Below are 25,859 nucleotides of genomic sequence, written 5' to 3'. Positions count from 1 at the left end.
TATTATCATTATTGTCTAGTCTATAGAAAGCATTGCTCTCGTTAGAGATCAACAATTGTGGCACCTGATCCACCAGAGCTTGCAGGAGCATACCCAAATGACTTAACTCGAGGATTTCTCTGGAGATAATTGGTAACACCTTTTCTAATAACACCAGTCCCAAAGCCATGGACGATTGTGACTTGATTATAGCCAGCCAACAAGGCTGAATCAATATATTGATCTAACTCAGTCATTGCCTCTTCGTAACGTTTACCACGTAGATCCAACTTGCTTGAAAGTCCTGTACTCTTTGTGCGACGAACCATTGTTGGCTTCTTATCTGGTTCCGGCTCAGCATTTTGAACTTTTTCAAGCTCATCAGCACTAAACTTCATTTTTAGAATACCAAGTTGAACCTCATAATCATTGTTCTTATCCTTACGAACAATCGTACCGACTTGGTCATAGGTCAACGCTTTAACGTCATCCCCAACTTTTAATTCTTGACGACGTTTGTTACGACGTAAAACTCGATTCTTCTTGACCGCTTCGTCTTGATGCAAGTTTTTCAGGTTAGTTTTTGCAGAAATAATTTGGTCCTCTTTGACTGCTACGCCATCTTGCTCCATCTTATGAAGTTTTTCAATGATTTTATCTGATTCTTTCTTAGCCTTGGCAACAATTTGATTAGCCCGTACCTTAGCTGCTTGAATTTCCGAGTTCTTTGACTTATCTAGGTCATCACTCTTCTTCTCAAAGTCAGTTTGAATATCTTTGTTCTTTGATAATTGAACCTTCAATTGTTCATTCTTTTGTTCAAATTCTTTACGACGGTTTTCAAGATCCGCAATCATATTGTTGAGGTCTTGGCTTTCTCCATCCATCAAAGATTGTCCACGGTCAACAACACTCTTGTCCATTCCTAAACGAGCAGCAATGTTGAAAGCATTACTTGCACCAGGGATACCAATCAGCAAGCGATATGTTGGTCGCAATGACTTCTCATCAAATTCCATACTAGCATTAATAGTTTCCGGTGTATTGTAGGCAAAAATTTTCAACTCTGGATAGTGAGTCGTTGCCATAATATCAGCTTTTGATTCCGACAATTTTTCCAAAACTGCAATCGCAATTGCAGCACCTTCTTGAGGATCTGTTCCGGCACCAAGCTCATCAATCAAAACTAAGCTGTGTTCGGAAACCTTGTGGATGATATTAATAATGTTATCCATGTGTGATGAGAAGGTACTCAAGTTTTGTTCGATTGACTGCTCATCACCAATATCAACGAAGACCTCGTCAAAAACGGCTATCTCACTAGCTTCACGAGCGGGAATGAATAAACCTGATTGTGCCATCAATTGAATCAATCCCAAAGTTTTCATTGTGATAGTTTTACCACCGGTATTAGGACCAGTGATCAACATTGTTTTATAACCGTCGCCCAACTTAATATCATTCGCTACAACCATTTCTGGGTCGATTAGCGGGTGTTTTGCTTGTTCTAGGTCAACTACATTGTTATCGGAAATAATTGGCTCTGTCGCCTTAATTTCCTTTGCATACTTAGCTTTAGCATTGATTAAATCGAATTGTGCCAAAACTTCGTTGTTTTTAACAATTTCATCAATCTCTGGACGAACCATATCTGACAAATTATTCAAAATTCGAATCTCTTCCGATTTTTCAGATAGCTTTGCTTCGTGCAATTGATTATTCATTCCCACGACAGCCTGTGGTTCGATATAAAAAGTTTGTCCACTGGCACTTTGATCGTGAACAACACCACCAAATTTAGATTTATATTCAGCTTTAACCGGAATAACAAACCGATCATCTCGCAAAGTTACTAAAGCCTCAGTCAAATACTTAGTATTCTTGCCACGTGTAAATTGTGCCATTGTCTGACGAATTTCATCATTCAACTTATTGATATGGCTACGAATATACTTCAAATCTTCCGAAGCAGTATCCAAAACTCGACCAGACTCATCCAAGGAACGTGCGATACGACGTGTCAATTCTGGATTATTGATCAAATTATCATTCAAATCATAAAGTTGACGTAATTCAATTTGGTTATCTTTCAAATCTTCAAAGAATTCTTTTAATTCACTAGTATTCTGGAGAACTTGACCAATTGCAGCCAATTCCGTTCCATTTAAATTTCCGTCTTTTTTCAAACGGTTAGCTTGGTCATGTAGATCAGCTAATTTTCTAACTGGAATCTCACCCTTAATACGAACAATATCAGCACCATCTTTGGTTTGATCAATCAATCTTTGAACAATTGATTCAACTGACATCGGCATTAATTTTTTTAAGAGTGTTTTCCCACGAGTTGTGATTAGATACTTGGCAATTGCGGCTTTGATCTTGTCAAATTCTAATACCTTCAAAGCTTTATTATTCATATTGTCTCCTATTACAAAATAAGACTGAAACATATCGTCTCAGCCTTAAAGTTTAAATAGCTCCAATCCAAAGATTACTTAAAGCAGCCGTCAATACCGGTGTACTTCTAATCATCGATGAAGCTACGAATGAATGTTGCAAAGCATGTTGTATACCAGGTACAGGAATCATCGCTAACAACAACATCACCATAAAAATGGTGATATATGTAACGACAAAGCCAATAATTCCTCCACTTAAAAGATTTACATCATTGTACATTGGAAAATACGTTAAACGTTTGAAATACAAACCTACGAATCTCACGATAATCCAACCAATGAAGCAAATAAATATAAAAGCAAAGGCACGGTAAAATGCGTTGTCTAGTTCCATACCAACTTTTGTTGAGAAAAAGGCAAATTCACTGCCCAAATTGGCGGAAGGATATGGCACGATCATTTCAAACTTTGGTCCTAAGCCTCGAAAAGACACCAGTGCCAAGCAAAAAAATAGTGCATATCCAACTGCATAAAATGCCTCCATGGCTAATCCACGGCGAGCACCAATATAAAAACCATAAATCAAAAGTAAAATAAGTAACAGACTAAGCATTATTTCCCCTTACTTCAATCATGCTAAAAAAAGCGAATTTATAAACCATATTTTTCATTGCCTCTACAGAGCTGAAAAGCTTATTTATATAAACATTTTCCATCCTAATATATATATTAGGAATATTCCTACGGAAACATTTATAACGATAACCTTATATAAGACTATAAACAACCAAACGATTGGCTTGCGCCAATCGTTACTTGTTTAGAGCTTATTCTTCATAATTGTCATCATCGTCACTCGTGAAGGTGTTCAAAACTTCTTGAACCATATCCCATTCTTCTGGATCATCGATTGGTTCTAAATCACCAGCGTCAACGTCACCATTTTCGTCTGGTGTAAATGAGTATGCTTGAATAGCAATCTCTTCGGCATCCTCATCAGCCTTGGGATATAAGAATACGTATGATTTACCATAATCTTCTGAATCGAAGGTAAAGAGAATCAAATAAGTCTCTTCATTACCTTGTTCATCACTTAAAATAACTTCGTCTAAATCTTTTGGTGGTTGTTCTTCACTCATAATTATCACCTTAATTTCTTGTTAGTTTGCCTTTAGCATCGAGATAGTTCTGAAGAATCATCTCTGCGGCAATCTTATCGATAACTTTCTTACGTTTTTTACGAGACACATCAGCCTCATCAATCAACATTCTTTCGGCTTGAACAGTTGTTAACCGTTCATCAATAAAATCGATTGGCAAATGAAACTTATCTTCGACCATTTTGCCATACTCACGAGATTTATCTACTCTGGGTCCTTCAGTGTTATTCATATTTTTGGGCAAACCTAGGACTACACCAGTAGGTTGCTTTTCTTGAATGATTTCGCCTAATCGATCTAAACCGAATTGCTCTTTATCCTCATTGATACGAATAATTTCAACTCCCTGCGCTGTCCAGCCTAGTAAATCGCTGCAAGCAACTCCGACAGTTCGTGAACCAACATCTAAACCTAATAATCTCATTTATTTACCTTGATTGAGATAACTCTTAACTAACTCTTCAATTATCTCGTCTCTTTCATGTTTCAAAATCAAATTACGGGCATCATTATGTCTGGGAATGTATGCTGGGTCACCAGAAAGTAGATATCCGACAATTTGGTTAATTGGGTTATATCCCTTTTCTTCTAGTGATTGATAGACACTTTGCAATGTTTCTTTGACATCTTTGCCTTTATTTTCATTAAAATCAAAACTCATAGTTTTATCAAGTGAACTCATGGCAAACCTCCATATAACTAAAATTTAAGTGACCGAAAAGCTTCATTTCAATTATAGCCCACTTTAATAAGATTTAATAACATCTTTGGCTAATTGTAACGCATTTGTAAGACCAGCAGGATTCTTACCGCCAGCTTGCGCCATATCTGGACGACCACCGCCGCCACCTTGAATTTCCTTAGATATTTTCTTAATTAAATCTCCAGCCTTAACACCCTTAGCTTGAGCATCCTTGTTGACTGCTACAACTAGACTAGCTTTGTCATCGCCACTAGCACCAAGAACTAAGATATCTGACTTATTGTCATTCTTCCAGTCATCGGCAAGTTGTCTAAGAGCTGACATATCAGCAGGAACAATATTTGAAATAACTTTGAAACCATTAATTTCTTCAACGTTATCAAAGACTTCAGCTGACTTTTGACTTGTTAATTGTGCTTTCAAGTTTTGATTGTCACGCTTGAGGGCTTTAATCTCATCGGCCATTTGTGCAGCACGACTTGGTACATCTTTTAATTGGTTAACTTTAATATTTTTAGCTGTTTCTTGTAATGTCTGTAATTGGTCGTTGAAGTATTCGAAAGCTTCCTCACCTGTAACAGCTTCGATTCTTCTAGTACCTGAACCAATAGCTGACTCAGACGTAATCTTGAATAAACCTAATTCAGAAGTATTTCTGGCATGAGTACCACCACAGAATTCAGTTGAGAAATCATCAATTTCAACAACACGAACAAGGTCCCCATATTTTTCACTAAATAAGGCAATTGCACCCTTCTTTTGCTTAGCCTCTTCAATTGGCAATACTTCCGTCTTAACTGGAATAGCAGCCCATATTTTTTCGTTAACGATTTTTTCAAGGTCAGCAATTTGTTGATCTGTCAGAGCGGTATTGCTGTTGAAATCAAAGCGTAAGTAATCTGGTTCAACTAATGATCCCGCTTGGTGAGTTCTAGCACTAACAACATCACGTAAGGCTTGATCCAATAAATGGGTAGCAGTGTGATTATGACGAACTTTCTCACGGAAATCAACATCAATTTCTAGTTTGTATTGTGTATCAGCTGAAATTGCTGACATGACATTTACTAGATGAATATTTTGACCATTAGGAGCATGCTGAACATCAATAACTTCGGCAACTTGATTACCTAACATGTCATAAATATTACCAACATCAGCAACCTGACCACCCATTTCTGCATAGAAAGGTGTTGTATCAAAAATCAATCTTGCCTGACCCTCAGCGATGGTCTTAACTTCTTTATCATCAACAACGATATCCTTCAAGATACTTTCAGTTTCATTGTTATCATAACCAACGAATTCACTAGGTGTCTTGATTTCCATCAAAGTCTCATCTTGCATACCCATTGATTGTAAGTTTCCTCGGGCATCACGGGCACGTTGTTTTTGTTCTTCCATGTTTTGCTTGAAACCAGCTTCATCAACGCTTAAGCCTTCATCATTTGCATATTCACGAGTAAGTTCCATTGGGAAACCATAAGTATCGTAAAGCTTGAAAGCATTGGCACCATCAATAACAGTTTCATTCTTCTTACGAAGATCAGCAATAACACCGTTCAATAGAGCTAAACCAGCATCAAGTGTTTCAGAGAAACGTTTTTCCTCTTGCTTAATTGTTTGAGCAATAAAGTCTTGTTGTTGGCTAACTTCTGGATAATAACTTTCCATAATGCGACCAACGATTGGAACCAATCTATATAAGAAAGGTCCATTAACACCTAATTTTTTACCATTTAAAACAGCACGTCTGATCAATCGTCTGATAACATAGCCACGGCCTTCGTTTGAAGGTAAAGCTCCATCACCAATGGCAAACGATACTGAACGAGCATGGTCAGCAATGATCTTAAATGACACATCATCTTCAGCATTTTCGCCATACTTCTTGTCACAAAGTGAGCCAACATCTTCGATCAAAGGCATGAATAAGTCAGTTTCAAAGTTAGTCTTTGTTCCTTGAACAACTGAAACTAAACGTTCGAGGCCTAAGCCCGTATCAATGTTCTTATGTGGTTGTTCAACATATTGACCATTTGGCAAATGATTCAATTCTGAAAATACGATATTCCATACTTCAAGGTAACGTTCATTTTCGCCACCAGGATAGTTTTCAGGATTGTCTTCCGATAAGTTATTGAATGATTGACCACGGTCATAGAAAATCTCTGAATCGGGACCACAAGGACCCTCACCAATATCCCAGAAGTTATCTTCATCTTTTAAAATATGATCTTGAGCGATACCAGCTTTTGCCCAAAGTTTTTGTGTATCGGTATCTTTAGGATAAGTGGTGATGTACAAACGATCCTTTTCCATACCGATCCATTCAGGACTTGTTAAAAATTCAAAGGCCCAAGGAATAACCTCTTCCTTGAAATAATCCCCAACAGAGAAGTTTCCCATCATTTCAAAGAAAGTTTGGTGACGGGCTGTCTTACCAACATTTTCAATATCGTTAGTTCTGATACATTTTTGAGCACTAGTAATACGAGGATTGTTAGGTACAACTGTTCCATCGAAATATTTCTTCATCGTAGCAACACCAGAGTTGATCCACAATAAAGTTGGGTCATCGTGAGGAACAAGTGAAGCACTAGGTTCAATCATGTGACCTTTTGTTTGGAAAAAGTCTAAAAACATTTTTCTTATTTCAGCACTTGATAAATTTTTCATTATATCTCCCTAAAAAAAGCGAAAAATCGCTGCAACTCCAAGGACGCCACTGCGCGGTACCACCTTGTTTGCAACGATTTTTCGTTAGCCTCTCAACATTTTTATATACAATTTAATTTGGCAGCATCTATACACTAAATACTTAGGCATTCTCACCAACTAGCCTTCTCTTGAAATATTTAGCACAAGATATATCCAAGGAAAATATTAACCATCAAGTCAAAAATTGTCAATGTTAAAGTTGTTTTCCGTCTCCGGGGATGAGAAATATTTACCTGCTATGCGGACCGATTCGAGCCTGAGGTGCGGTCTCGAATCTCGGTTTGAAGCCTTACCAAAGTCCGGTAAGTCTCCAAACTCGCCCGGTGGTGTAAGGACTAAAGTCCTAACGCCACATCCACAGCTGGTAAATATTTCTCATCCCCTCCGACTCTTTGCTTCTTAAGTATGATTGACAATTTAAAATATTTTGTTAACTAAGTACATAAATCGGGCAAATCAAAAGATTAAAAAATGAAGAAAACAATTTCTCCTAAACAGAAAAATTTTCTTCCTCATTTACTTTCTTTATATAAACAGCTAAAAATTTAAATATGACGGTTTGATATAACCATTGTTCTATCAAGACTAATAGTAATTTATTGAATAACCAAAAATCTACATTGGCTTAATAATTCATAAAATAAATTAGTTGGAAGAGCTGAGAGTATTCATTTGCCGCGAAAGTGGCGTTATAGCTTCAGCTCTTACACCACCGGGCGTGTTGGAGACTTACCGGACTTTGGTAAGGCTTCAACCGAGGCTCGAGACCGCTTTTTGGCTCGGGCCGTTCCGCGCAGCAGATGAATACTCTCAGCTCTGGAAACGGCATACTTCTTTAAACTTTCAACCTTCGGTCGACAAAAATCAATAGCTAAGAACCCTACTTATGACTATTTTTTCTAGCTTCACGTTCTTGTTTCTTATTCTGTCTATTTTGAATCTTTCTTTGTTGACGATGTTCTTCATTAATTGCTTTTTTGATTTTATTCTTGTAACCAGGTTTTCTCTTGGTCTTTTGTTTCTTAACAAAACCAACTAGCTTAGTATCAAGTTTTTCTTGAGTGGCACGACGATGAACACGGCGATCTCGTTCAACAATGTCAACGATTTCACCATTCTTGATGTCCTTATTTTCGAACTTGATACCCATATGTTCGATATCATCAATTTTATTTTCTTCACCAGGTTCATAAATTGTAATGGCTGTACCGGACATCTTGTTACGTCCAGTTCTACCCACACGGTGAATGAAGAAGTCCAAGTCATCTGGAATTTCAGCATTGATAACGTGAGAAACTCCGTTGATATCAATACCACGGGCAGCTAAATCAGTTGCTACAACGAATTGGTATTCCATATTTTCAACTTGTTTCATAGCACGTTTTCTTTCACGAGGCGTCAGACCACCATGAATACGAGCTACCTTTAATCCTTGACTACGAAGATAGTTGTAAATTTCATCAACTGATTTCTTAGTATTAGCAAAAATCAAAACTAGGTATGGTTCCCCTAAAGTAATCAATTGGTAAATCATTTGTTTCTTATCACGTCCGTGACTCGACATCAACCAATTATTAACGTTTCTAGGAATGATTGTTCCATTTTTGATTTCTACTCGTTGAGGACCATGCATATACTTGTTCAAGAATGGTTCCAATTTTTGTGGAATCGTGGCTGAGAAAACCATCATTTCGCGGTTATCTGGCAATTTGCTAGTAATATGATCAACATCATCTAGAAAGCCCATATCCAAAGTCATATCAGCTTCATCGACAACGAAACGTTCGACATTTTCAATGTGCAAGTCATTTTCACGTATCAAATCCCAGAGTCTTCCGGGAGTTCCGATAGCAATTTGTGGTTGGTGAGCATCAAGCTTTCTCTTTTGACGTTCACGATCAGAACCACCAACGAAGATGAAAGCGTTGTATTCTTCTGGGTAATTCTTCAAAATTTGTTGTGTGTCTTCGTAGATTTGATAGGCTAACTCACGACTAGGAGTAGCAATCAAAAGTTGAACCTCTTGTTTGTCAGTCAACGCATTCATTGATGGCAACAAGAAAGCATGTGTCTTACCGGAACCCGTTTCTGATTGAACGATAATATCTTTTTTCTTATTAACTAAAGAAATTACGGCCTCTTGAACCTCGGTTGGTTCCTCAAAATGTATTTCTTTCAACGACTTATTGATTGAGTCATTAAAGTTGTATTGCGAAAATTTAGTCATCTATTCACCCTTCTGGTTATATTCAGTAACTATCTCTTTAAGCTCTTCAAACATCTGTTCCACTTCGGCAGCGTTTTGGGCAGTGGCACCACTTGCTAATGGGTGACCTCCACCGTCATGTCTCTTAGCTAGTTCATTGATAATTGGTCCTTGAGAACGCAAGTGCATCCTAAAAGTACCATCATCTTTTTGAATAGCCTCCATCCATGTACAAACTTCTTTTAAACGGCCTGGTGTCGAAACAACAGAATTGGCTTGTTCTTGATTGATACCCAATTTCTTCATTAAGTCGAGATCAATAACTGCATAGGCTGCACCTGAAGCATCAATTCGTAGATTATCAAATAGAATACCTTGAAGTTTAGCTTGTTGCAATGTAATTTCATTCATCTTGTTGTTGATGGCAGCTGTATCTACACCCAAAGCGATAAACTGACCACCGACTTCCATCGTATGCTGTGTTGTTGATGGATATAGAAATCTACCTGTATCACCGACAATTCCAGCATACAAATAATACGCAACTTCTTTGGTCAATTGTAGTTCATCACAGCTTGCAATCAAATCAGCGATGATTTCTGAACTAGAACTAGCCTTAGTGTTAACGAAAAGTTGATCTCCATAACCATCATCATTCGGATGGTGATCGATCTTAATTAAGAAATCCCCATCATCAAAACGTTGATCGTCAATTCTTGGTTGATTAGCAGTATCAGTGACAATAACCAGTGCTCCTTGGTAATCTGCATCAGTTACAGTTTCAGCAGTCGATAACCATTTGAGACCTTCAGTGTCGTTACCACCAATTAAAATTTTCTTCTCTGGAAATGCTTGACGAAGAGTCGTTGCTAAACCAGCTTGTGACCCCAATGCATCAGGATCTGGATTTTGATGACGTAGAATGATAATTCTATCATATTTTTTGATTGTTGCAATTATTTCGGCAAAGCTATTCATTAATATTGTCCCCCTTGTAAGACAAGTTTAAAGAAACCTCTTCATACGATAATGGATCTAAATTAGTAATCGTGATCCCTAATAAACGAATTTTTTGATCTGTCACCTTTAATTTATCATAAATATCCCTAGCAACACGATAAATATCCGTTTTTGTTCCGACATAATCTTGAAAACTCATCCGTTTCGTAATGGTTTCAAACTCTGAATTACGCAATTTCAGGACAACTGTTTTACCATGTTGACGTTGTTTCTTTAAATCTTTACTGACCAATTCTGCCAAAAAGTGGAGCTCTTGATCAATTTGATCATCTGTAACTAAATTACGATTATAAGTCCGTTCCCGACCAATCGACTTTCGCAGTCGGTGTCCCTCGATCGGTGAATCATCAATGCCATGAACACGTTTATAAATTACGTAACCCATTTTGCCAAATTTTTTCAAAAAATCATCTTGATCAATATTTTGTAAATCCTCGCCAGTATAAACATCCATGTCGTGGAGCTTCTGCTGCATTGCTTTACCAATACCATTGAATTTTTCAATTGGAATTGGTTTGAGAAATTCTTTAGCATACTTACCCAAAATAATCGTCCGGCCAAATGGCTTGCGATAGTCAGAGGCCATCTTAGCCAAAAATTTATTGTAAGAAATACCAACAGAACACGTTAAACCGGTTTCTTTAACGATTCGCTGCTGAATGTAATTTGCCAGTTTGATGGTATTTACTTCACCCAATTTATTATGGGTCACATCCAAGTACGCTTCATCTAGAGCTACCGTTTGATAATTGTCCGTTACATCGCCAAAAATATCATGAATTTGGTTGGAAACACTACGGTAAAGCTCAAAATTTGGCGGTGTAATGACTAATTTATCTTTGGGAATCAAGTCAACTGCTTGCTGAGCTGGCATGGCTGAGTGAGCTCCATACTTGCGTGCATTGTAATTAGCTGTCGTTACGACCCCATGGTGATTGTGTTTTCGGGGATCTTGAGCAACAATTAAACATTTTTTCTTGTACTCGGGATGCTCTCGTTCTTCCACAGAAGCGAAAAAAGCATCCATGTCAACATGGATGACTTTTCGATTTTCTTCAATTTTAATTGGAATCTTTAAAAAGATGAGACAACACCGCCTTTAATCCCAGATCCATGAATTGCCATCACGTTCCAAAAGCATTTCGGCTGCATCTGGACCCATCGTACCACTAATATAATTAGGGAAATCAGCTGTTTGGCTATCCCAACGTTGTCTGATGGCATCAATATACTTCCAGGTACTTCTCAACTCATCCCAAAGGGTAAAGTGAATTCTATTACCTGCTAAAATGTCGATGATCAAACTTTCATAAGCTTCACGAGCTTTATCAGTCTTAGTTGTATCAGGTAGTTTGATAAAATCTTGTTTAGAATCCCTATAATCAATTCCATTGATCAAAACTCTGTGTCCGTTAACTTCTTCAATCAACAAGGTAACGACGGTATTCGGTCTAATACCGAATTCATCAACCTTTTCATTGAAAACAATATCGATTCGTGAAGACTTTGCAGGCATTCTCTTACCAGAACGAACGTAAAATGGCACCCCACTCCAACGGTCAGAGTCAAATTGAATCTTACCAGCTGTAAAAGTTTCAATTTGTGAATCCTCTGCCACGTTATCTTCTTGACGATAAGCCTTATTTTCAGCAAGTTCATCAGTGTCATATTGACCACGGACAAAATCATTGTCAACTTCTTCAGGTTCCAAAACTTTCAAACTATTGAACAGTTCAGTTCTATTCTTGTGAATAACTTTTGCTTGAGTTGCTTCTGGTTCATCACTGGCAACCGCACCGATAATTTGCATAATGTGATTTTGCACCATATCACGCAACACACCAGCTGTTTCATAATAGCCACCACGATCCTCAACTCCAAGTGATTCAGCCAAAGTAACTTGAATATTTGAAACGTATTTGTTATTTAAAACCGCTTCAAATTTGTCATTGTGAGATCTAATATTTGGAATATCTTGAATCATTTCCTTACCCAAATAATGATCAATACGATAAATATCATCTTCTGGGAAAGCCTTAGAAATATTACCATTCAATTCACATGCAGAATCAAGATCACGACCAAATGGTTTTTCAATAACTAGACGATTATACCCTTCAGCTTTCAAACCTTCAGAATTGATGTGTTCAGCGACAGTTCCAAAGAATCTTGGAGCAATTGCCATGTAATAAACACGGTTGTGACCAGCATCGAATTGGTCATCCAGTTTGGCTGCTAAGTTTTTCAAAGCAATATAATGTTCGGAATCATTAACATCATGTGATTGATAGAAGAAGTGCTGTGAAAATTCCCTCATGATTGCTTCATCATCATCAAATGATTCCTTCAAAGAAGTGACAACAGTTTCACGGAAATAATCATCACTCCAAGGACGACGAGCCGTTCCAATAACTGCGAAATGATCCTTTAAGAATCCTGATTTATACAAACGGAATAGCGAAGGATAAAGTTTACGGTGAGCCAAGTCACCAGAACCCCCAAAAATAATAAAAATTGCTGCTCTCTCTTTAACCATTTTAAGCTCCTTTTGACAGTATCATGTACTTACATTTTACATCATGAATTATTAAACATCTGCATTAATGACTTATTATTTACAATTTTACTTCTTTCAAACTTCAGTTATTTATATTAGACCTTAGAGTATACTTTAAGGCAAATATTTATTGCTTCATACTCTCAAAGTAAAGCATATTTCGGATAAAACAAATAAAAAGAAGATGGCCTTCACTTTGGATGTCGGCATCTTCTTTATTTCACGTTTACTTCTTAGCAAAAAAACTAGTTAAATATTCAATTGCTTCTTCATCGGTCTTCAATCCTTGCTTTTTTTTAATTTCTTCAAGCTTAGCTTGAGACTTTTTACTTAAATTTGAAACCTTTATCAGTTTTGAACTTTTGTCCTTATCACTCATCAGTTTAATCTCCAAATTCATTCAATCAATCAGTTATAACATTCTCAAATGCTAAAGCAACTAATATGATTATATGCGTTTTTCAAATGAAGGTTGAAAAGTGAAAAAGTGATATAAAAATTGCTGTGACAGTCCTAAATTCAATTTATTTACCAATTTATTTAAATAGCAAAAGAGCACAATTGGACATTCGTATTATTAAAAAACTAGTTGGAAGAGCTGAAAGTATTCATTTGCCGCGAAAGTGGCGTTATTGCTTCAGCAATTACACCACCGGGCGTGTTGGAGACTCGCTGATTTTGCGAGGCTTCAACCGAGGTTCGAGACCGCTCCCCAGGCTCGGGCCGTTCCGCGCAGCATATGAATACTTTCAGCTCTGGAAACGGCACAATGCATCAAACTTTCAACCTTCAGATAATAAAAAAAGACTGAACCTTTAATTGGTTTCAATCTTTTTTATTTAAAACTATTTTGTTTCTTCTTTTGTTTCATCCTTAGCAGCGTCGTCAGATTCTGGTGCTTCTTCAGTTTTAGCGGCTGCATCATCTGCAGGTGCTTCTACTTCTTTAGCATCATCTTTTGATTCTGTTGCTGCGTTTTCCTCAGCTGCTGACTTACCGTCTTTAACGGCATCAGTAGTTGCAACATCAGCAGGACTTGAACGACGAATAAAGTTCAAATCAAATGTTAGATAGATTCCATCACAGTCAACGACAACTTCTTTGTTTTCACGGTCGATTGATGCGACTTTACCTTTGATACCACCAAGAGTAACAACTTTGTCACCCTTGTTCATTTCTTTAAGCATTTCTTGACGTTTTTGTTGTTGTTTCTTTTGTGGACGAATGGATAGGAAGTACATACCAACGAACATAATAACAACGAAAATCAAAAGTGTCATCGAGCCACCGGCGCCACTGGCACCTAATGTAAGCATATTCAAATTTTCCACCTCTTAATAATTTGCATAAGTATAGAGTAACAAAGATTTTAAATTGTTTCCATACTAGTAGGTTTTTCTTATCAAAATATTCTAAAATTTCTTAGCATTCTCTTGATTAAAGCCATAATCTTCAAAAACATGTTCTCTAAATTCTAATAAATTATCATCTCTGATAGCTTGACGAACACCCTTCATCAAGTTTAACAAGAAATATAAATTATGGTAACTCGTCAAATGAGTTCCAAATAATTCATTAGCGTTGATCAAATGTCGAATGTAAGCTCGTGAATAATTTCGACAAACATAACAATCACAGTCGGCATCAATTGGGCCAAAATCACGAGCATACTTGGCATTTTTAACAACCAAACGACCATGAGTTGTCATACATGTACCATTTCTAGCAATTCTTGTTGGTAACACACAGTCAAACATGTCGATTCCACGAATAACCCCGTCGATCAAGGAGTCCGCTGTACCAACGCCCATTAGATATCGTGGTTTATTCTCAGGCAACATTGGCGTTGTAAAATCTAAGACACGATTCATTTCGTCTTTTGATTCCCCAACTGAAAGTCCTCCAATTGAATACCCCGGAAAATCCATGCTAACAAGATCTTGCGCACTTTGTTTACGTAAGTCCTCAAAACCAGCACCTTGGACGATTCCAAAGAGAGCTTGCCAATCGGGATTACGATGTGCTGCCAGTCCTCTTTCAGCCCAACGGCTTGTTCTAGCAACTGACTTCTTGATGTAATCGTAACTTTCAAAAAATGGTGGGCATTCATCCAAACTCATCATGATGTCTGGTCCTAGATAGTTTTCAATTTTGATAGCCTTTTCAGGAGACAAGAATTCACGGCGACCATTCAAATGATTCTTGAAGTGTACCCCGGCTTCCGTAATATCACGTGTATTGGCTAGTGAGAAAACTTGGAAACCACCAGAATCAGTCAAAATACCTTTGTCCCAATTCATAAACTTGTGCAAGCCACCAGCTTCTTGAACGATATCCTCACCCGGACGTAACCAGAGATGATAAGTGTTAGCTAAAACAATAGTTGCGCCGATTTTCTCAAGATCCTCAGGTGCCATATTTTTAACTGATGCTTCCGTTCCGACGGGCATAAAGATTGGCGTTTCGAAAGTTCCATGCGGAGTTTCCAATAATCCTAATCTTGCACCAGTGTGTTTCTCTTTCTTTAACAGTGTGTATTTAACAGCTGGTTCCATAAATTTCCTCTACTTAATGAACATTGCATCACCGAAACTGAAGAAACGATACTTTTCTTCAACAGCATGTTGGTATGCGTTCAAAATATTTTCTCGACCTGTAAATGCTGCTACAAGCATAACTAACGTTGATTTTGGCAAGTGGAAATTCGTGATAAATTCATCAACAACTTTCCATTGATATCCTGGTTTGATAAAGATGTCAGTCCAGCCAGAGTCAGCCTTAATTTCACCATCAAACTTTGTTCCAATTGTTTCCAAAGTTCTAATTGAGGTTGTTCCGGTTGCGACAATTTTGCCACCGTTCTTCTTAACGTCATTCAGGGTTTTGGCCGAATCTTCATCCAAACGATAAAATTCTGAATGCATCACGTGCTTGTCAACGTCAGTTTCAGTAACCGGTCTGAATGTTCCCAGGCCAACATGTAAGGTGACGTAAACTAATTTAACACCTTTATCCTCAACCTTTTGCAACAATTCTTTCGTCCAATGCAAACCGGCAGTTGGGGCAGCAGCAGAACCATTTTCTTTAGCATAAACAGTTTGATAGCGGTCAGGGTCATCGAGTTTTTCCTTGATATATGGAGGTAAAGGCATTTCGCCCAATTTCTCCAAAATCTCCATGAAAATACCTTGATAATGGAATTCGATAATTTTGCCACCATGTTCCAAGTTTTCAAGTACTTCAGCTTCAAGTTGACCATCCTCACCAAATTGAACCTTAGTCCCAACCTTGGCACGTTTAGCAGGCTTCATCAACACTTCCCACTTGTCGCCCTCAATATTATTCAGCAACAATACTTCTTCATGGCCATCAGTATCTTCTTTACTACCATACAAACGAGCCGGAAGAACTCGAGAGTTATTCATTACCAAGGCATCTCCGGGATTCAAATAGTCCAAAATATCATAAAAATGCTTGTCTTGATACTCTCCTGTTTCATGATCAAGAACTAAGAGTCTTGATTGGTCGCGATCCTTAATTGGTGTTTGAGCAATGAGTTCTTCTGGTAAATCATAATCAAAATCTTCTGTTGATAGTGACATAAAAATTCTCCTTTGATAGCTGGTTTAACGGAATTCTTCAGATACGCCAAAACGAGTAAATCACTTTACTCGTTTTTTTCAGGGTATGGCATACCCAAGTGTTCATAACCTTTTCTCGTTACAACACGACCCTTAGCAGTTCTCTTTAAGAATCCCATTTGCATAAGATATGGCTCATAAACTTCTTCAATTGTTTCTTGTTCTTCACCGATATTAGCGGCAATAACTTTTAGACCAACAGGACCACCATTATAAAGTTCAATAATCATTTCCATAATACGTCTGTCGATATGATCTAAACCGGCATCATCGACTTGTAATTGGTCCAAAGCCGATTCCGCCATATCATAATCAATCGTATCTTTATTGGCAACTTGGGCAAAATCACGCACTCGTTTTAACAGTCGGTTGGCAATTCTTGGAGTTCCACGAGATCTTCTGGCAATCTCATGAGCACCATCTTCGTCGACGTTAATATTCAAGACATTCGCTGAACGAAAAACAATCTTAGACAATTCATCTATGGTATAGTACTCCATTCTTTCGACAATTCCAAACCGATCTCTTAAAGGTGCTGAAAGCTTACCGGCAGCGGTTGTTGCACCAATCAAAGTATAAGGCACTAATTGGTGATGCAACGAACGAGATTCGCTACCTTGACCAACAATAATATCGATATAGAAATCTTCCATTGCCGAATATAAAACTTCTTCAACTGCTCGTGGCATTCGGTGAATTTCATCAATAAACAAGACGTCACCCGGTTCCAATTCATCCAAAACAGCCACCAAATCCCCTGACTTTTCAATTGAAGGACCAGTAGTTGTGTGAATTTTAACGCCCATTTCGTTAGCAATGATCATCGCTAGTGTTGTTTTACCTAACCCAGGAGGTCCATATAGTAGGACATGATCTAATGTTTGCTGACGTTGCTTAGCAGCTTTGATGTAAACATCTAATTCCTTTTTAGCCTTTTCTTGACCTAAGTATTGGTCAAAGCTTTGGGGACGTAACGTCTGCTCTACTATATCTTCGATATTATCAAGTGAGTCGGCATCAGTAAGCCGCTCGTCTTCATTTTCATTATGTTCGATTTTTTTAACACTCCCTTCTTGGAATATATGTGACCGTCTCCAGAGATGAGAGTATTTACCTGCTATGCGGACCGGATCGAGCCTGAGAAACGGTCTCGAACCTCGGTTTGAATCCTTGCACAAAACGCAAGTATCCAAACGCGCCCGGTGGTGTAATGGCTAAAGCCATAACGCCACACTCACAGCCGGTGAATACTCTCATCTCTTCCGACTAATTAATCTATTCTAACTTTTCGCTCGATTTAAATAATCTACCATGAGAATTATAACTTTTATAACTATAAATTCTATTTATTTATAAATGATTGCTGTACTTTAACCAACCAACTACAGGACACATTAGCTGGAGGTATTGAGGGAGAGGAGTAGCCCGCAGTGATAGTTTTGTTAGAGCTTTAGCTCTTACAAAACAGGACGTATTTTGAGACGCGGTCTTCGGCTCAAAATCGAGGGTCGAGACCGCTCTTTGGCTCGAGCCGTTCCCACAGCAGGCTGCTTCTCTCCCTCAAAACCGGAAGCGGCAACTTTTATTTGATCAATTTCAATCCCGCACGTAAATATTCATCCGCACTCTTGAGATTTTCTTTCTCTAATTGTGGTTTGATTCGGCTGATTTCTTTTGGTGAATATCCCAATGACTCTAAAGCCGCTAATCCATCTTCTAATTCTTGATTTCCTGATGTTAATTGTGCTGGCTCTTCGCCTAATGTCATTTGACCTTCAGCTGTAAATTTGCCTGATAGATCCAAGATAATTTGTTGTGCTGTTTTTCGGCCAATTTTAGGAAACTTAGTTAAGTATTTAACATCATCATTTTCGATGGCATGGATCAATCCTTGCAAGTCTTGACCAGCTAAAATTGCTAAAGCACTCTTGGGACCAATTCCAGATACGCTGATCAAATGTAGAAAAATATTTTTTTCATTCGAATCATAGAAACCATACAAGGCCTGTTCATTATCACGAACTACTTGTTCAACATAAACGCGGGTTTCTTGATTTTCTTCATAACGATAAGGATTGGCAACTTGAACCTTGTAGCCCACACCTTTGACGTCCACCACAATATATGAAGGGGTAACTATTGTTATTAAACCGTTTAAATATTCAAACATAATTTACTCGCTTTCTCTGGTATCATGTGAATCTTGAATTCGCTTAAACATTTTTTCGAGATCCTTATTACTGAATTCTACTAAAACAGGACGTCCATGGGGACAATTATATGGATTCTCAGCCTTTGTTAAATTGTAAAGCAACTGAGCGGCTTCCTGACTAGTTATATGGTGATTAGCCTTAATAGCTCGTTTACAGCTCATCATGATAGCATTTTTTTCACGGAATGCTGCCACACTGATTTTAGAATCATTTAAAACATAATCCACCATTTCTTTAATCGTTGATTCCTCTTGACCCTCAACAAACCATGTCGGATGTGTATTGACTACAAAACTATTCTGACCAAAGTCCTCCAGATATAAGCCGATATTTTCCAAAATCGGTTTCTTTTCTCGAATCAAAATACTTTCTGAATTCGGATATTCCAAGACGATTGGAACAAGCAATTTTTGCTGGTCATTGGAAACCTTCCCAATTTCTCGGCGATAATACTCATAATTAACACGCTCTTGAGCAGCATGTTGATCAATTAAATAAAATCCGTCCTGACTTTCGGCCACTAAATAGGTTCCGTGAATTTGACCAATATAACGTAAATCAGGGAAATCTGACTCCGTGATTGGCTGTGAATCAGGATTTTCTGAATCTTCAGAATCAATTACATGAACATTCTTAGCTGTTTCTTGTTGCATTCGTTGATCCCAAACTTGTAAATGCTCAGGATCCTCAAAAATAGGCATCCCTGTCATTGGAGTTTCGACTCGTTTAGAAGTCGAATTATCAACTGACTCAGGTGCAATTGTAGCAGTATTTCCTAATGGTTCATTAATTTTGTCAATTGATTTTATATCGTCAAAGCTTATTTGTTCTGGTTTATAGGTATCGACCGTTTGTGTGGTATCTTTACGACCCAAATTTTTCATAGCGTCGGGAATTAAATTCTGATTAGACAGACGCTTTCTGATGCCCTCACTGATTAAATCGCTGATATGACCCTCATTAGATAATCGGACTTCCTGTTTAGTTGGATGAACGTTGATATCCACCAATCCTGGATCCATCGTGATATCAATAACTGCAATTGGAAAACGTGCCACCATCAGTTTAGACCCATATCCTCGGACAACTGCATTAGCTAGTTGGAAGTTCTTAATGTAACGACCATTGAGAATTAAAGAAATATATGAGCGATTGGAACGTGTCGTATCAGGCTTTGAAAAGTAACCTTTGATTTCATAATCAGGGTCAGAATTTTCAAAATCTAACATGTGACTGGCAATTGTTCGTCCATAAATACCGGCAATCGTCTGTTGTAAATTATCGTTTCCCGATGTCCAAACGAGATCTTTGCCTTCATGAATCAAACGAAAGGAAATCTGTGGATATCCCATCGCTAAACGGTCAACAATATCGACAATCTTATTCAATTCCGTATGCAATGACTTGACGTATTTCAACCGGGCCGGCGTATTGAAGAACAAATCCTCAACCGTCTGAGTTGTGCCTTTCGACCGGGCAAAAGTTTCCTTTTTAATTAACTCGTTTCCAGAAAACTTAGCTCGTACTGCCGACTTGCCATCTTGACTTGTGACAACGGTTAACTTAGAAACAGAGGCAATACTTGCCAACGCCTCCCCACGAAAACCGAGCGTTCTGACATTAAACAAATCGTGATCTGTAGAGATTTTACTAGTCGTGTGCGGTAAAAAGGCGACTTCAACATCGTCCGCTGAAATCCCCTTTCCATTGTCATTAACTTCGATTGATTTTAAACCCGCTTGTTTAACCGTAATTAAAATTTGCGTAGCCTGCGCATCGATGGAATTTTCCACCAGCTCTTTAACAACTGATGCCGGGCGTTCAATAACCTCCCCAGCTGCAATCTGGTTACTTAATTCTACTGGTAGTTCATGAATAATACCCACTTTTTCCACCTTCTTCAATTTTGTAATTTAAATATGCTGCTTTTTGTGCCTCTAAACTTCCAGCTATTTAAAATTATTCATTATTCTTGATAATATTTATTTTAACTTCTTTTGCCATTTATAAAGTAAATTAATGGCCTCGATTGGAGTTATCCCCATTAAATCTTGGCTATCCAATTCTTTGATAACTTGTGATTCTTTGGTGGATAACTTTTTAACTTTTGTCGTTGTTTCTGGGAAAAGCGATAATTGTGTTTCTTCATCTGACGAATTATCAACTTCTTCTTTGACCACTTCAACCACTGGTTTAGATTCCACAATAGGAGTTGCTACGGGTTCCTTAATGCTTTCGGAAGTCGTTGTATGAACTGATGTCTCTTCCAAACTACTTAGTATTTTACTTGCGCGAGTCAATACGTCGTTTGGTAAGCCTGCTAATTTAGCAACATGGATACCATATGATTTATCTGCTGGACCTGGTAAAACTTTATGCAAAAATACTAGGTCACCGTTTTCTTCTGATGCATCAACGTGGACATTTCTTAAACCTGGTAACTGACTTTCGAGTTCCGTCAATTCATGATAGTGAGTCGAGAATAATGTCATTGCATTCACATGTTTATCGATATACTCGATAATTGCTTGTGCCAAAGCCATTCCGTCATAGGTTGCAGTACCACGGCCAATTTCGTCGAAAATTATCAAACTGTTGGCTGTAGCATTCTTCAAAGCATCGTTAGCCTCACGCATTTCTACCATGAACGTTGAATCACCAGAAATCAAATCATCTGCTGCTCCAATTCTGGTAAAAATGTGATCAAAAATTGGTAACTTAGCTGACTCTGCAGGCACGAAACAACCAATTTGAGCCATGATTACCGTCAAGGCCATTTGTCTCATATACGTACTCTTACCAGACATATTAGGTCCAGTTATCAACAGGATGTCAGTTTTATCGTCAAAATTAACATCATTGGGAATATAGCTGTTATTACTCAACACCTTTTCCACAACCGGATGACGACCATTAGTAATTTGCAACTCGTGTTTTTCGACAAATTCTGGTGCCACGTAGTGATACTCTTCACTGACAACAGCAAAACTTTGCAACGCATCTAAGCGTGATAAAACATTTGCTAACGCTTGAATCCGTCTAATTTGATCCTTAACTTGCTTCCTAATTTGATCGAACAGGTGATACTGCAAGCCTTTAGATTTTTCTTCAGCCTCTAGAATTAAACTTTCTTTATCCTTTAATTCTGGTGTGATATATCTTTCGGCATTGACGAGCGTTTGTTTTCTTTGATAACGATCTTCTGGTACCTTGTCGATATTAGCATGACTGACCTCAATATAGTAACCAAAGACCTTGTTGTAGCCAATCTTCAAATTATTAATTCCAGTCATTTCTTGTTCTTTAGCTTTTAAAGTAGCCAACCACTGCTTACCATTTTTAGAAGCATCAAGATACTTATCAAGTTGCTCATTGTAGCCTTCTTTGATCAATCCGCCACCTGTAACTGAAATTGGGGCTTCTTCAACAATGGCCTTATCAATCAAATCACGAATATCTGAAACTTCATCAATCTTTTCCACATAGGCTGTTAATTCATCGTCACCGATATCTAAAAGAATTGATTTAATCTCAGGAACTTGTTCCAAAGAGGTTTTCAATTGAATCAAGTCACGCCCATTGACTGTTCCATAAGCTACTCGACCAGCTAAACGTTCCAAATCATAAACTTTCGTCAAGTAATCTTGGAAGGATGATCTTTGGAAATAATTGTCCAAAAAGACTTGCACAAAATGTTGACGAGCTTTCAACTTGTCAACGCTGATTAAGGGACGTGCTAACCATTGCTTTAATAAACGGCTACCCATAGCAGTTTTGGTTTCATCCAAAAGCCATAAGAGCGTCCCTGATTTTTTGTTCGTCCGAATATTTTTGAACAGTTCCAAATTTCTTTGAGCAGAGTGATCCATCAATAAATAGGAAGAAGTTTCATAAGATTCGGCTGGTTTCAAATGATCCAACGAACGCATCTGAGTCTTGATCAAATAACTTATCAACAGCTTGACGGTATTAACTTCCGTATCAGCAGTGATTTTTGAGAAATCAAAAGAATAGTTATCCTCTAAATCATCTAATTTAGAAATCAAGATCCCGAATTTACGCAATTGGTCGAGATACTTTTGTGGAAAACTTCCAGAAACAACCGTTTCTTTGGTATCCAAATTTTGCAATTCATTAGTTAAATCTAATTGACTCTCAACTGATGTAACTTTAACTTCACCTGTTGAAAGGTCAGCATACGCTAGGCCGAAGGTATTTTGATGAGCAGTAATTGCTGTAATGTAGTTATTATCCTTGGCTTGATCAGACTTATCCATGATCGTACCGGGTGTAACTACTCGGGTCACACCGCGTTTAACCATGCCCTGAGCGTCAGCTGGATTTTCCAATTGATCACAGACTGCTACTTTGTAACCTTTATCCACAAGTGTATCAATGTAGCCTTCGATAGCATGGTGAGGTACCCCACACATTGGAATACCTTCATCAGCTTTTTTATTACGGGATGTCAATGTCAATTCCAGAATCTGTGAACCTTTAACGGCATCATCGTAAAACATTTCATAAAAGTCACCAACACGATATAGCAAAAAAGCATCTGGATACTGTTTTTTATATTCCAGATATTGCTCCATCATTGGTGTTTCTTTAGTTTTTTGAGGCATGAATTCCCTCCGTTTAATTTAAAAATGATTGATTATTTGGTGTAATAACGTAGTTCTTAATACTGCGAGCATTATTGGTTTCATCGTTGATATCAATAACCGCAAAGCCAATTTGCATGCGACCATCTTCATCAACATCAAACTTATTTGGTCTCTGTGTTAAGAAGCGATTAATAATTGGTTCTTTTTTATCGCCCAAGATACCATCGTATGATCCTGTCATCCCGACGTCTGTTAAATAGGCTGTTTGCTTGTTAATAACTTGTGCATCATTCGTTTGAACATGGGTGTGTGTGCCACAGACAGCAGAGACTCGACCAACCATATAGTTGGCAAAAGCAATTTTTTCACTAGTTGTCTCCGCATGAAAATCAACAAATTTAATAGCATCTTTATCTAAACTTGCAACTAATTTATCAGCCGCAATGAAAGGATTATCAAGTGGCTGCATCAAAGCAGTTCCTTGCATATTAATTACGTAAACTTCTTTAGTGTTAACTTTTATTTTTAGAAAACCACGACCAGGAACATGTTCTCCAGAGAAATTATATGGGCGTAAAATATTTTTCTTTGGATCGTCGATAAAATCTAAGATTTCACGCTTATCCCAAGTATGATTTCCTCCTGTTACCACGTCAGCTCCAGCACGAGTTATTTTTTGATAATCAGGTTCCTTCGTACCTTTTCCACTTGCAGCATTTTCACCATTTACAATGGTTAACTGTGGTTTGACCTTCTTTTTGATCTCGGGTAGATATGTTTCTATAGCCTTAATGCCGATACTACCAACGACATCGCCAACGAAGAGTATTTTCATAATATTTTATCCCCAATCTTTACCTTTGATATTGTATCAATTTTGACGAGAATTAAAAAGACCAGACGAACGTCTGGTCGTATCTTTTTAAAATAGTTGCATCACTGCAATAACCACGATTGGTACTACTAATGACGGCAATAAATTCAAAACTTTTATTTTTTTAATATTCAGTAATCCTAAGCCCGACGCCATGATCAAAATTCCCCCGACAATCGTCAGTTCTGTAATCATATTGTGATTGATCGAATTTTGCAACAACATTGCAATTAAATAAATACTACCTTGCCATGTGAAAACAGCGATTGCTGCCAAGGCCATCCCGATTCCAAACGTTGATGCTAAAACAATCGATGTAATTCCATCAAGCATCCCGTTAGTAAATAGGAAAGTATAATCCTTGTTCAAAGCCGCCTGAATTGGTCCCAGAATTGATAACGAACCGATACAGTATAACAAAATACCAGTTGCTAACCCTTCGGCCAAATTGTTCCCACCATTTTCTTTAGGCTTGGAAAACTTAGCGACTAAATTATCAAAGTGTTTTTCCAAATCAAACGCTTGTCCAATCAGACCCCCAACAGCCAGACTGACGATAAATAAAACTGGATAGTGACTCTTAGACATGTTCTGCACAACGGCATTGAGTCCAATGGCAATTGCAGCCAAGCCCAAAGCCTGTGTCAGGATCTCATTATACGCCGGTTTGATTCCTTTTTTAAAATAGCTCCCGACAAAGCTTCCTACTAAAATCATACAGACGTTAAAAATTGTTCCTATCATAAGATCCCCCCTCAATGAAGATGTTAATTCAAAATTATAAACTCTCTAGTGACTAGAGGGTCAACAATTTTCCTTAATCTTTAATAGGAATCCTGATTTCCGTCACGTATTTCGAATATTCGTTAGTAATACCATAATCAATCAAGGCCGTTTCTACCGCTGGGCCAATAATTTGATAATCATGTTTCTTACAGTAGTTCAACAATTTTTGATATTGCTCTGTAGCATTATTATGCGTGCCATGAAATCTTAATCGTAAATACTTTCCTGCAGCTAATGAGCCAGTGGCATCGGTATCATCCCCCGGTTCCAATATTAGTAACAAACCATTGTAATCAGAAAAATTTTGTTGCCGTAATTGTTCTACAGAAATCCTCAAAGCAATTTTTCCTAAAAAAATATTCTTATCAACACCATACTTCTGTCGCAAAGTTACGATAGGAAACTCAATATCATCACTAGGACGATAATCCTCATCTAAATAAATAACGGGGATTTCTGGTAAATCAATTAATTCAATCGTATCCAACTTACTATGTGTCGCATCCTCAACTTGTCTGATTCGAGTATCAATTCTTTGTTCAATATTTTGTAAAACCTTGATTTGAATTTGAACTTGTGACTTTTGTTTCTTTAACATTTCTTCCAATTTATCAATATCTCTGGCGTCAAAAAAATTCTTAATGGATTCAACCGATAAGTCTAAAGCACGCAAATAACCAATAACATTTAGGCGTTCGAATTCCTGTGTCGAATAGTATCGATAGTTCGTCTTAGCATTGACTTTAGCAGGTTTTAACAGACCAACTTCATCGTAATAACGCAACGTGGATATCTTGATATTAAAGAGTTCAGCAAGTTGACCAATTGAAAAAAATTGATTCATTTTTTCTTCCTTTTCTTAATGGTAGTTTATTTCATTCTGTGAAAAAAATAACATTGATATATGAACTATTAAATTATTTATTATGTATTATAATAAATTTGAATGGATTTGGGACAAATTAGGCTAAATTTTATAACTATTATATTTTT

At 37.6% G+C, this 25,859-nt stretch carries 21 protein-coding genes; all 21 read right to left on the bottom strand.

Going from position 1 to position 25,859, the window contains the following annotated elements; translation table 11 throughout:
• Positions 1–41 precede the first annotated feature (41 nt).
• Positions 42–2,396 (bottom strand): endonuclease MutS2, encoded by a 2,355-nt coding sequence (locus tag FFM71_RS05745; RefSeq protein ID WP_137611213.1) that lies wholly within the window; start codon positions 2,394–2,396, stop codon positions 42–44.
• Between the two features lie 52 nt (positions 2,397–2,448).
• A complete protein-coding gene (locus tag FFM71_RS05740) occupies positions 2,449–2,991 on the bottom strand; it encodes a CvpA family protein (protein ID WP_137611212.1) in 543 nt (180 codons plus the stop codon).
• Positions 2,992–3,205: 214 nt separating this feature from the next.
• Positions 3,206–3,517: a DUF1292 domain-containing protein gene (locus FFM71_RS05735; RefSeq protein ID WP_137611211.1), complete on the bottom strand. Its 312-nt coding sequence runs from the start codon at positions 3,515–3,517 to the stop codon at positions 3,206–3,208.
• 10 nt (positions 3,518–3,527) lie between these two features.
• Complete coding sequence (ruvX, locus tag FFM71_RS05730; protein ID WP_137611210.1) at positions 3,528–3,962, bottom strand: Holliday junction resolvase RuvX; 435 nt, start codon at positions 3,960–3,962, stop codon at positions 3,528–3,530.
• A complete protein-coding gene (locus FFM71_RS05725; RefSeq protein WP_010018752.1) occupies positions 3,963–4,220 on the bottom strand; it encodes an IreB family regulatory phosphoprotein in 258 nt (85 codons plus the stop codon).
• A 63-nt stretch (positions 4,221–4,283) separates the two neighbouring features.
• Complete coding sequence (alaS, locus tag FFM71_RS05720) at positions 4,284–6,920, bottom strand: alanine--tRNA ligase (RefSeq protein ID WP_137611209.1); 2,637 nt, start codon at positions 6,918–6,920, stop codon at positions 4,284–4,286.
• Between the two features lie 922 nt (positions 6,921–7,842).
• Entirely contained in the window at positions 7,843–9,189 is a 1,347-nt protein-coding gene (locus tag FFM71_RS05715; protein WP_137611208.1) for a DEAD/DEAH box helicase, read from the bottom strand.
• Positions 9,190–10,146, bottom strand: a complete 957-nt coding sequence (locus FFM71_RS05710) for a DHH family phosphoesterase (RefSeq protein ID WP_137611207.1) — start codon at positions 10,144–10,146, stop codon at positions 9,190–9,192.
• Complete coding sequence (gene dinB, locus FFM71_RS05705) at positions 10,139–11,248, bottom strand: DNA polymerase IV (protein ID WP_373278790.1); 1,110 nt, start codon at positions 11,246–11,248, stop codon at positions 10,139–10,141. Before dinB ends, FFM71_RS05710 begins: the two co-directional genes overlap by 8 nt.
• A gap of 39 nt (positions 11,249–11,287) precedes the next feature.
• Complete coding sequence (gene zwf / locus FFM71_RS05700; RefSeq protein WP_137611205.1) at positions 11,288–12,724, bottom strand: glucose-6-phosphate dehydrogenase; 1,437 nt, start codon at positions 12,722–12,724, stop codon at positions 11,288–11,290.
• Positions 12,725–12,971: 247 nt separating this feature from the next.
• A complete protein-coding gene (locus tag FFM71_RS13375; RefSeq protein ID WP_171000480.1) occupies positions 12,972–13,124 on the bottom strand; it encodes a hypothetical protein in 153 nt (50 codons plus the stop codon).
• 466 nt (positions 13,125–13,590) lie between these two features.
• Positions 13,591–14,061, bottom strand: coding sequence for a preprotein translocase subunit YajC (gene yajC / locus FFM71_RS05695; protein WP_137611225.1), 471 nt, complete (start codon positions 14,059–14,061; stop codon positions 13,591–13,593).
• A 96-nt stretch (positions 14,062–14,157) separates the two neighbouring features.
• A complete protein-coding gene (gene tgt, locus FFM71_RS05690) occupies positions 14,158–15,300 on the bottom strand; it encodes a tRNA guanosine(34) transglycosylase Tgt (protein ID WP_137611204.1) in 1,143 nt (380 codons plus the stop codon).
• Between the two features lie 9 nt (positions 15,301–15,309).
• Entirely contained in the window at positions 15,310–16,347 is a 1,038-nt protein-coding gene (queA, locus tag FFM71_RS05685) for a tRNA preQ1(34) S-adenosylmethionine ribosyltransferase-isomerase QueA (protein ID WP_137611203.1), read from the bottom strand.
• Positions 16,348–16,412: 65 nt separating this feature from the next.
• Positions 16,413–17,441 carry a Holliday junction branch migration DNA helicase RuvB gene (gene ruvB / locus FFM71_RS05680; protein WP_137611224.1) on the bottom strand — a complete coding sequence of 343 codons (1,029 nt, stop codon included), beginning with the start codon at positions 17,439–17,441 and terminating at the stop codon, positions 16,413–16,415.
• A 527-nt stretch (positions 17,442–17,968) separates the two neighbouring features.
• Positions 17,969–18,556, bottom strand: coding sequence for a Holliday junction branch migration protein RuvA (gene ruvA, locus FFM71_RS05675; protein ID WP_137611202.1), 588 nt, complete (start codon positions 18,554–18,556; stop codon positions 17,969–17,971).
• A gap of 3 nt (positions 18,557–18,559) precedes the next feature.
• On the bottom strand, positions 18,560–20,485 hold the full coding sequence (mutL, locus tag FFM71_RS05670; protein ID WP_137611201.1) for a DNA mismatch repair endonuclease MutL: 1,926 nt from the start codon (positions 20,483–20,485) through the stop codon (positions 18,560–18,562).
• Between the two features lie 96 nt (positions 20,486–20,581).
• Positions 20,582–23,224: a DNA mismatch repair protein MutS gene (mutS, locus tag FFM71_RS05665; protein ID WP_137611200.1), complete on the bottom strand. Its 2,643-nt coding sequence runs from the start codon at positions 23,222–23,224 to the stop codon at positions 20,582–20,584.
• A gap of 13 nt (positions 23,225–23,237) precedes the next feature.
• Positions 23,238–24,041, bottom strand: a complete 804-nt coding sequence (locus tag FFM71_RS05660; protein ID WP_137611199.1) for a TIGR00282 family metallophosphoesterase — start codon at positions 24,039–24,041, stop codon at positions 23,238–23,240.
• Positions 24,042–24,128: 87 nt separating this feature from the next.
• Positions 24,129–24,824, bottom strand: a complete 696-nt coding sequence (locus tag FFM71_RS05655; RefSeq protein ID WP_137611198.1) for a DUF554 domain-containing protein — start codon at positions 24,822–24,824, stop codon at positions 24,129–24,131.
• A gap of 73 nt (positions 24,825–24,897) precedes the next feature.
• Complete coding sequence (locus tag FFM71_RS05650) at positions 24,898–25,710, bottom strand: MerR family transcriptional regulator (protein ID WP_137611197.1); 813 nt, start codon at positions 25,708–25,710, stop codon at positions 24,898–24,900.
• Positions 25,711–25,859 lie beyond the last annotated feature (149 nt).

The organism is Companilactobacillus huachuanensis (assembly GCF_005404815.1).
In the GTDB taxonomy this organism is placed as follows: Bacteria; Bacillota; Bacilli; order Lactobacillales; family Lactobacillaceae; genus Companilactobacillus; species Companilactobacillus huachuanensis.
Note: the sequence above shows the minus strand (reverse complement) of the source record. Positions and strands in the feature narration are given on the sequence as shown.

Excerpts from the sequence above, each read along its gene's own strand:
- FFM71_RS05745 (WP_137611213.1), bottom strand. The coding sequence starts at position 2,396 with ATGAATAATAAAGCTTTGAAGGTATTAGAATTTGACAAGATCAAAGCC.
- FFM71_RS05740 (WP_137611212.1), bottom strand. The coding sequence starts at position 2,991 with ATGCTTAGTCTGTTACTTATTTTACTTTTGATTTATGGTTTTTATATT.
- FFM71_RS05735 (WP_137611211.1), bottom strand. The coding sequence starts at position 3,517 with ATGAGTGAAGAACAACCACCAAAAGATTTAGACGAAGTTATTTTAAGT.
- ruvX (WP_137611210.1), bottom strand. The coding sequence starts at position 3,962 with ATGAGATTATTAGGTTTAGATGTTGGTTCACGAACTGTCGGAGTTGCT.
- FFM71_RS05725 (WP_010018752.1), bottom strand. The coding sequence starts at position 4,220 with ATGAGTTCACTTGATAAAACTATGAGTTTTGATTTTAATGAAAATAAA.
- alaS (WP_137611209.1), bottom strand. The coding sequence starts at position 6,920 with ATGAAAAATTTATCAAGTGCTGAAATAAGAAAAATGTTTTTAGACTTT.
- FFM71_RS05715 (WP_137611208.1), bottom strand. The coding sequence starts at position 9,189 with ATGACTAAATTTTCGCAATACAACTTTAATGACTCAATCAATAAGTCG.
- FFM71_RS05710 (WP_137611207.1), bottom strand. The coding sequence starts at position 10,146 with ATGAATAGCTTTGCCGAAATAATTGCAACAATCAAAAAATATGATAGA.
- zwf (WP_137611205.1), bottom strand. The coding sequence starts at position 12,724 with ATGGTTAAAGAGAGAGCAGCAATTTTTATTATTTTTGGGGGTTCTGGT.
- FFM71_RS13375 (WP_171000480.1), bottom strand. The coding sequence starts at position 13,124 with ATGAGTGATAAGGACAAAAGTTCAAAACTGATAAAGGTTTCAAATTTA.
- yajC (WP_137611225.1), bottom strand. The coding sequence starts at position 14,061 with ATGCTTACATTAGGTGCCAGTGGCGCCGGTGGCTCGATGACACTTTTG.
- tgt (WP_137611204.1), bottom strand. The coding sequence starts at position 15,300 with ATGGAACCAGCTGTTAAATACACACTGTTAAAGAAAGAGAAACACACT.
- queA (WP_137611203.1), bottom strand. The coding sequence starts at position 16,347 with ATGTCACTATCAACAGAAGATTTTGATTATGATTTACCAGAAGAACTC.
- ruvA (WP_137611202.1), bottom strand. The coding sequence starts at position 18,556 with ATGTTTGAATATTTAAACGGTTTAATAACAATAGTTACCCCTTCATAT.
- mutS (WP_137611200.1), bottom strand. The coding sequence starts at position 23,224 with ATGCCTCAAAAAACTAAAGAAACACCAATGATGGAGCAATATCTGGAA.
- FFM71_RS05660 (WP_137611199.1), bottom strand. The coding sequence starts at position 24,041 with ATGAAAATACTCTTCGTTGGCGATGTCGTTGGTAGTATCGGCATTAAG.
- FFM71_RS05655 (WP_137611198.1), bottom strand. The coding sequence starts at position 24,824 with ATGATAGGAACAATTTTTAACGTCTGTATGATTTTAGTAGGAAGCTTT.
- FFM71_RS05650 (WP_137611197.1), bottom strand. The coding sequence starts at position 25,710 with ATGAATCAATTTTTTTCAATTGGTCAACTTGCTGAACTCTTTAATATC.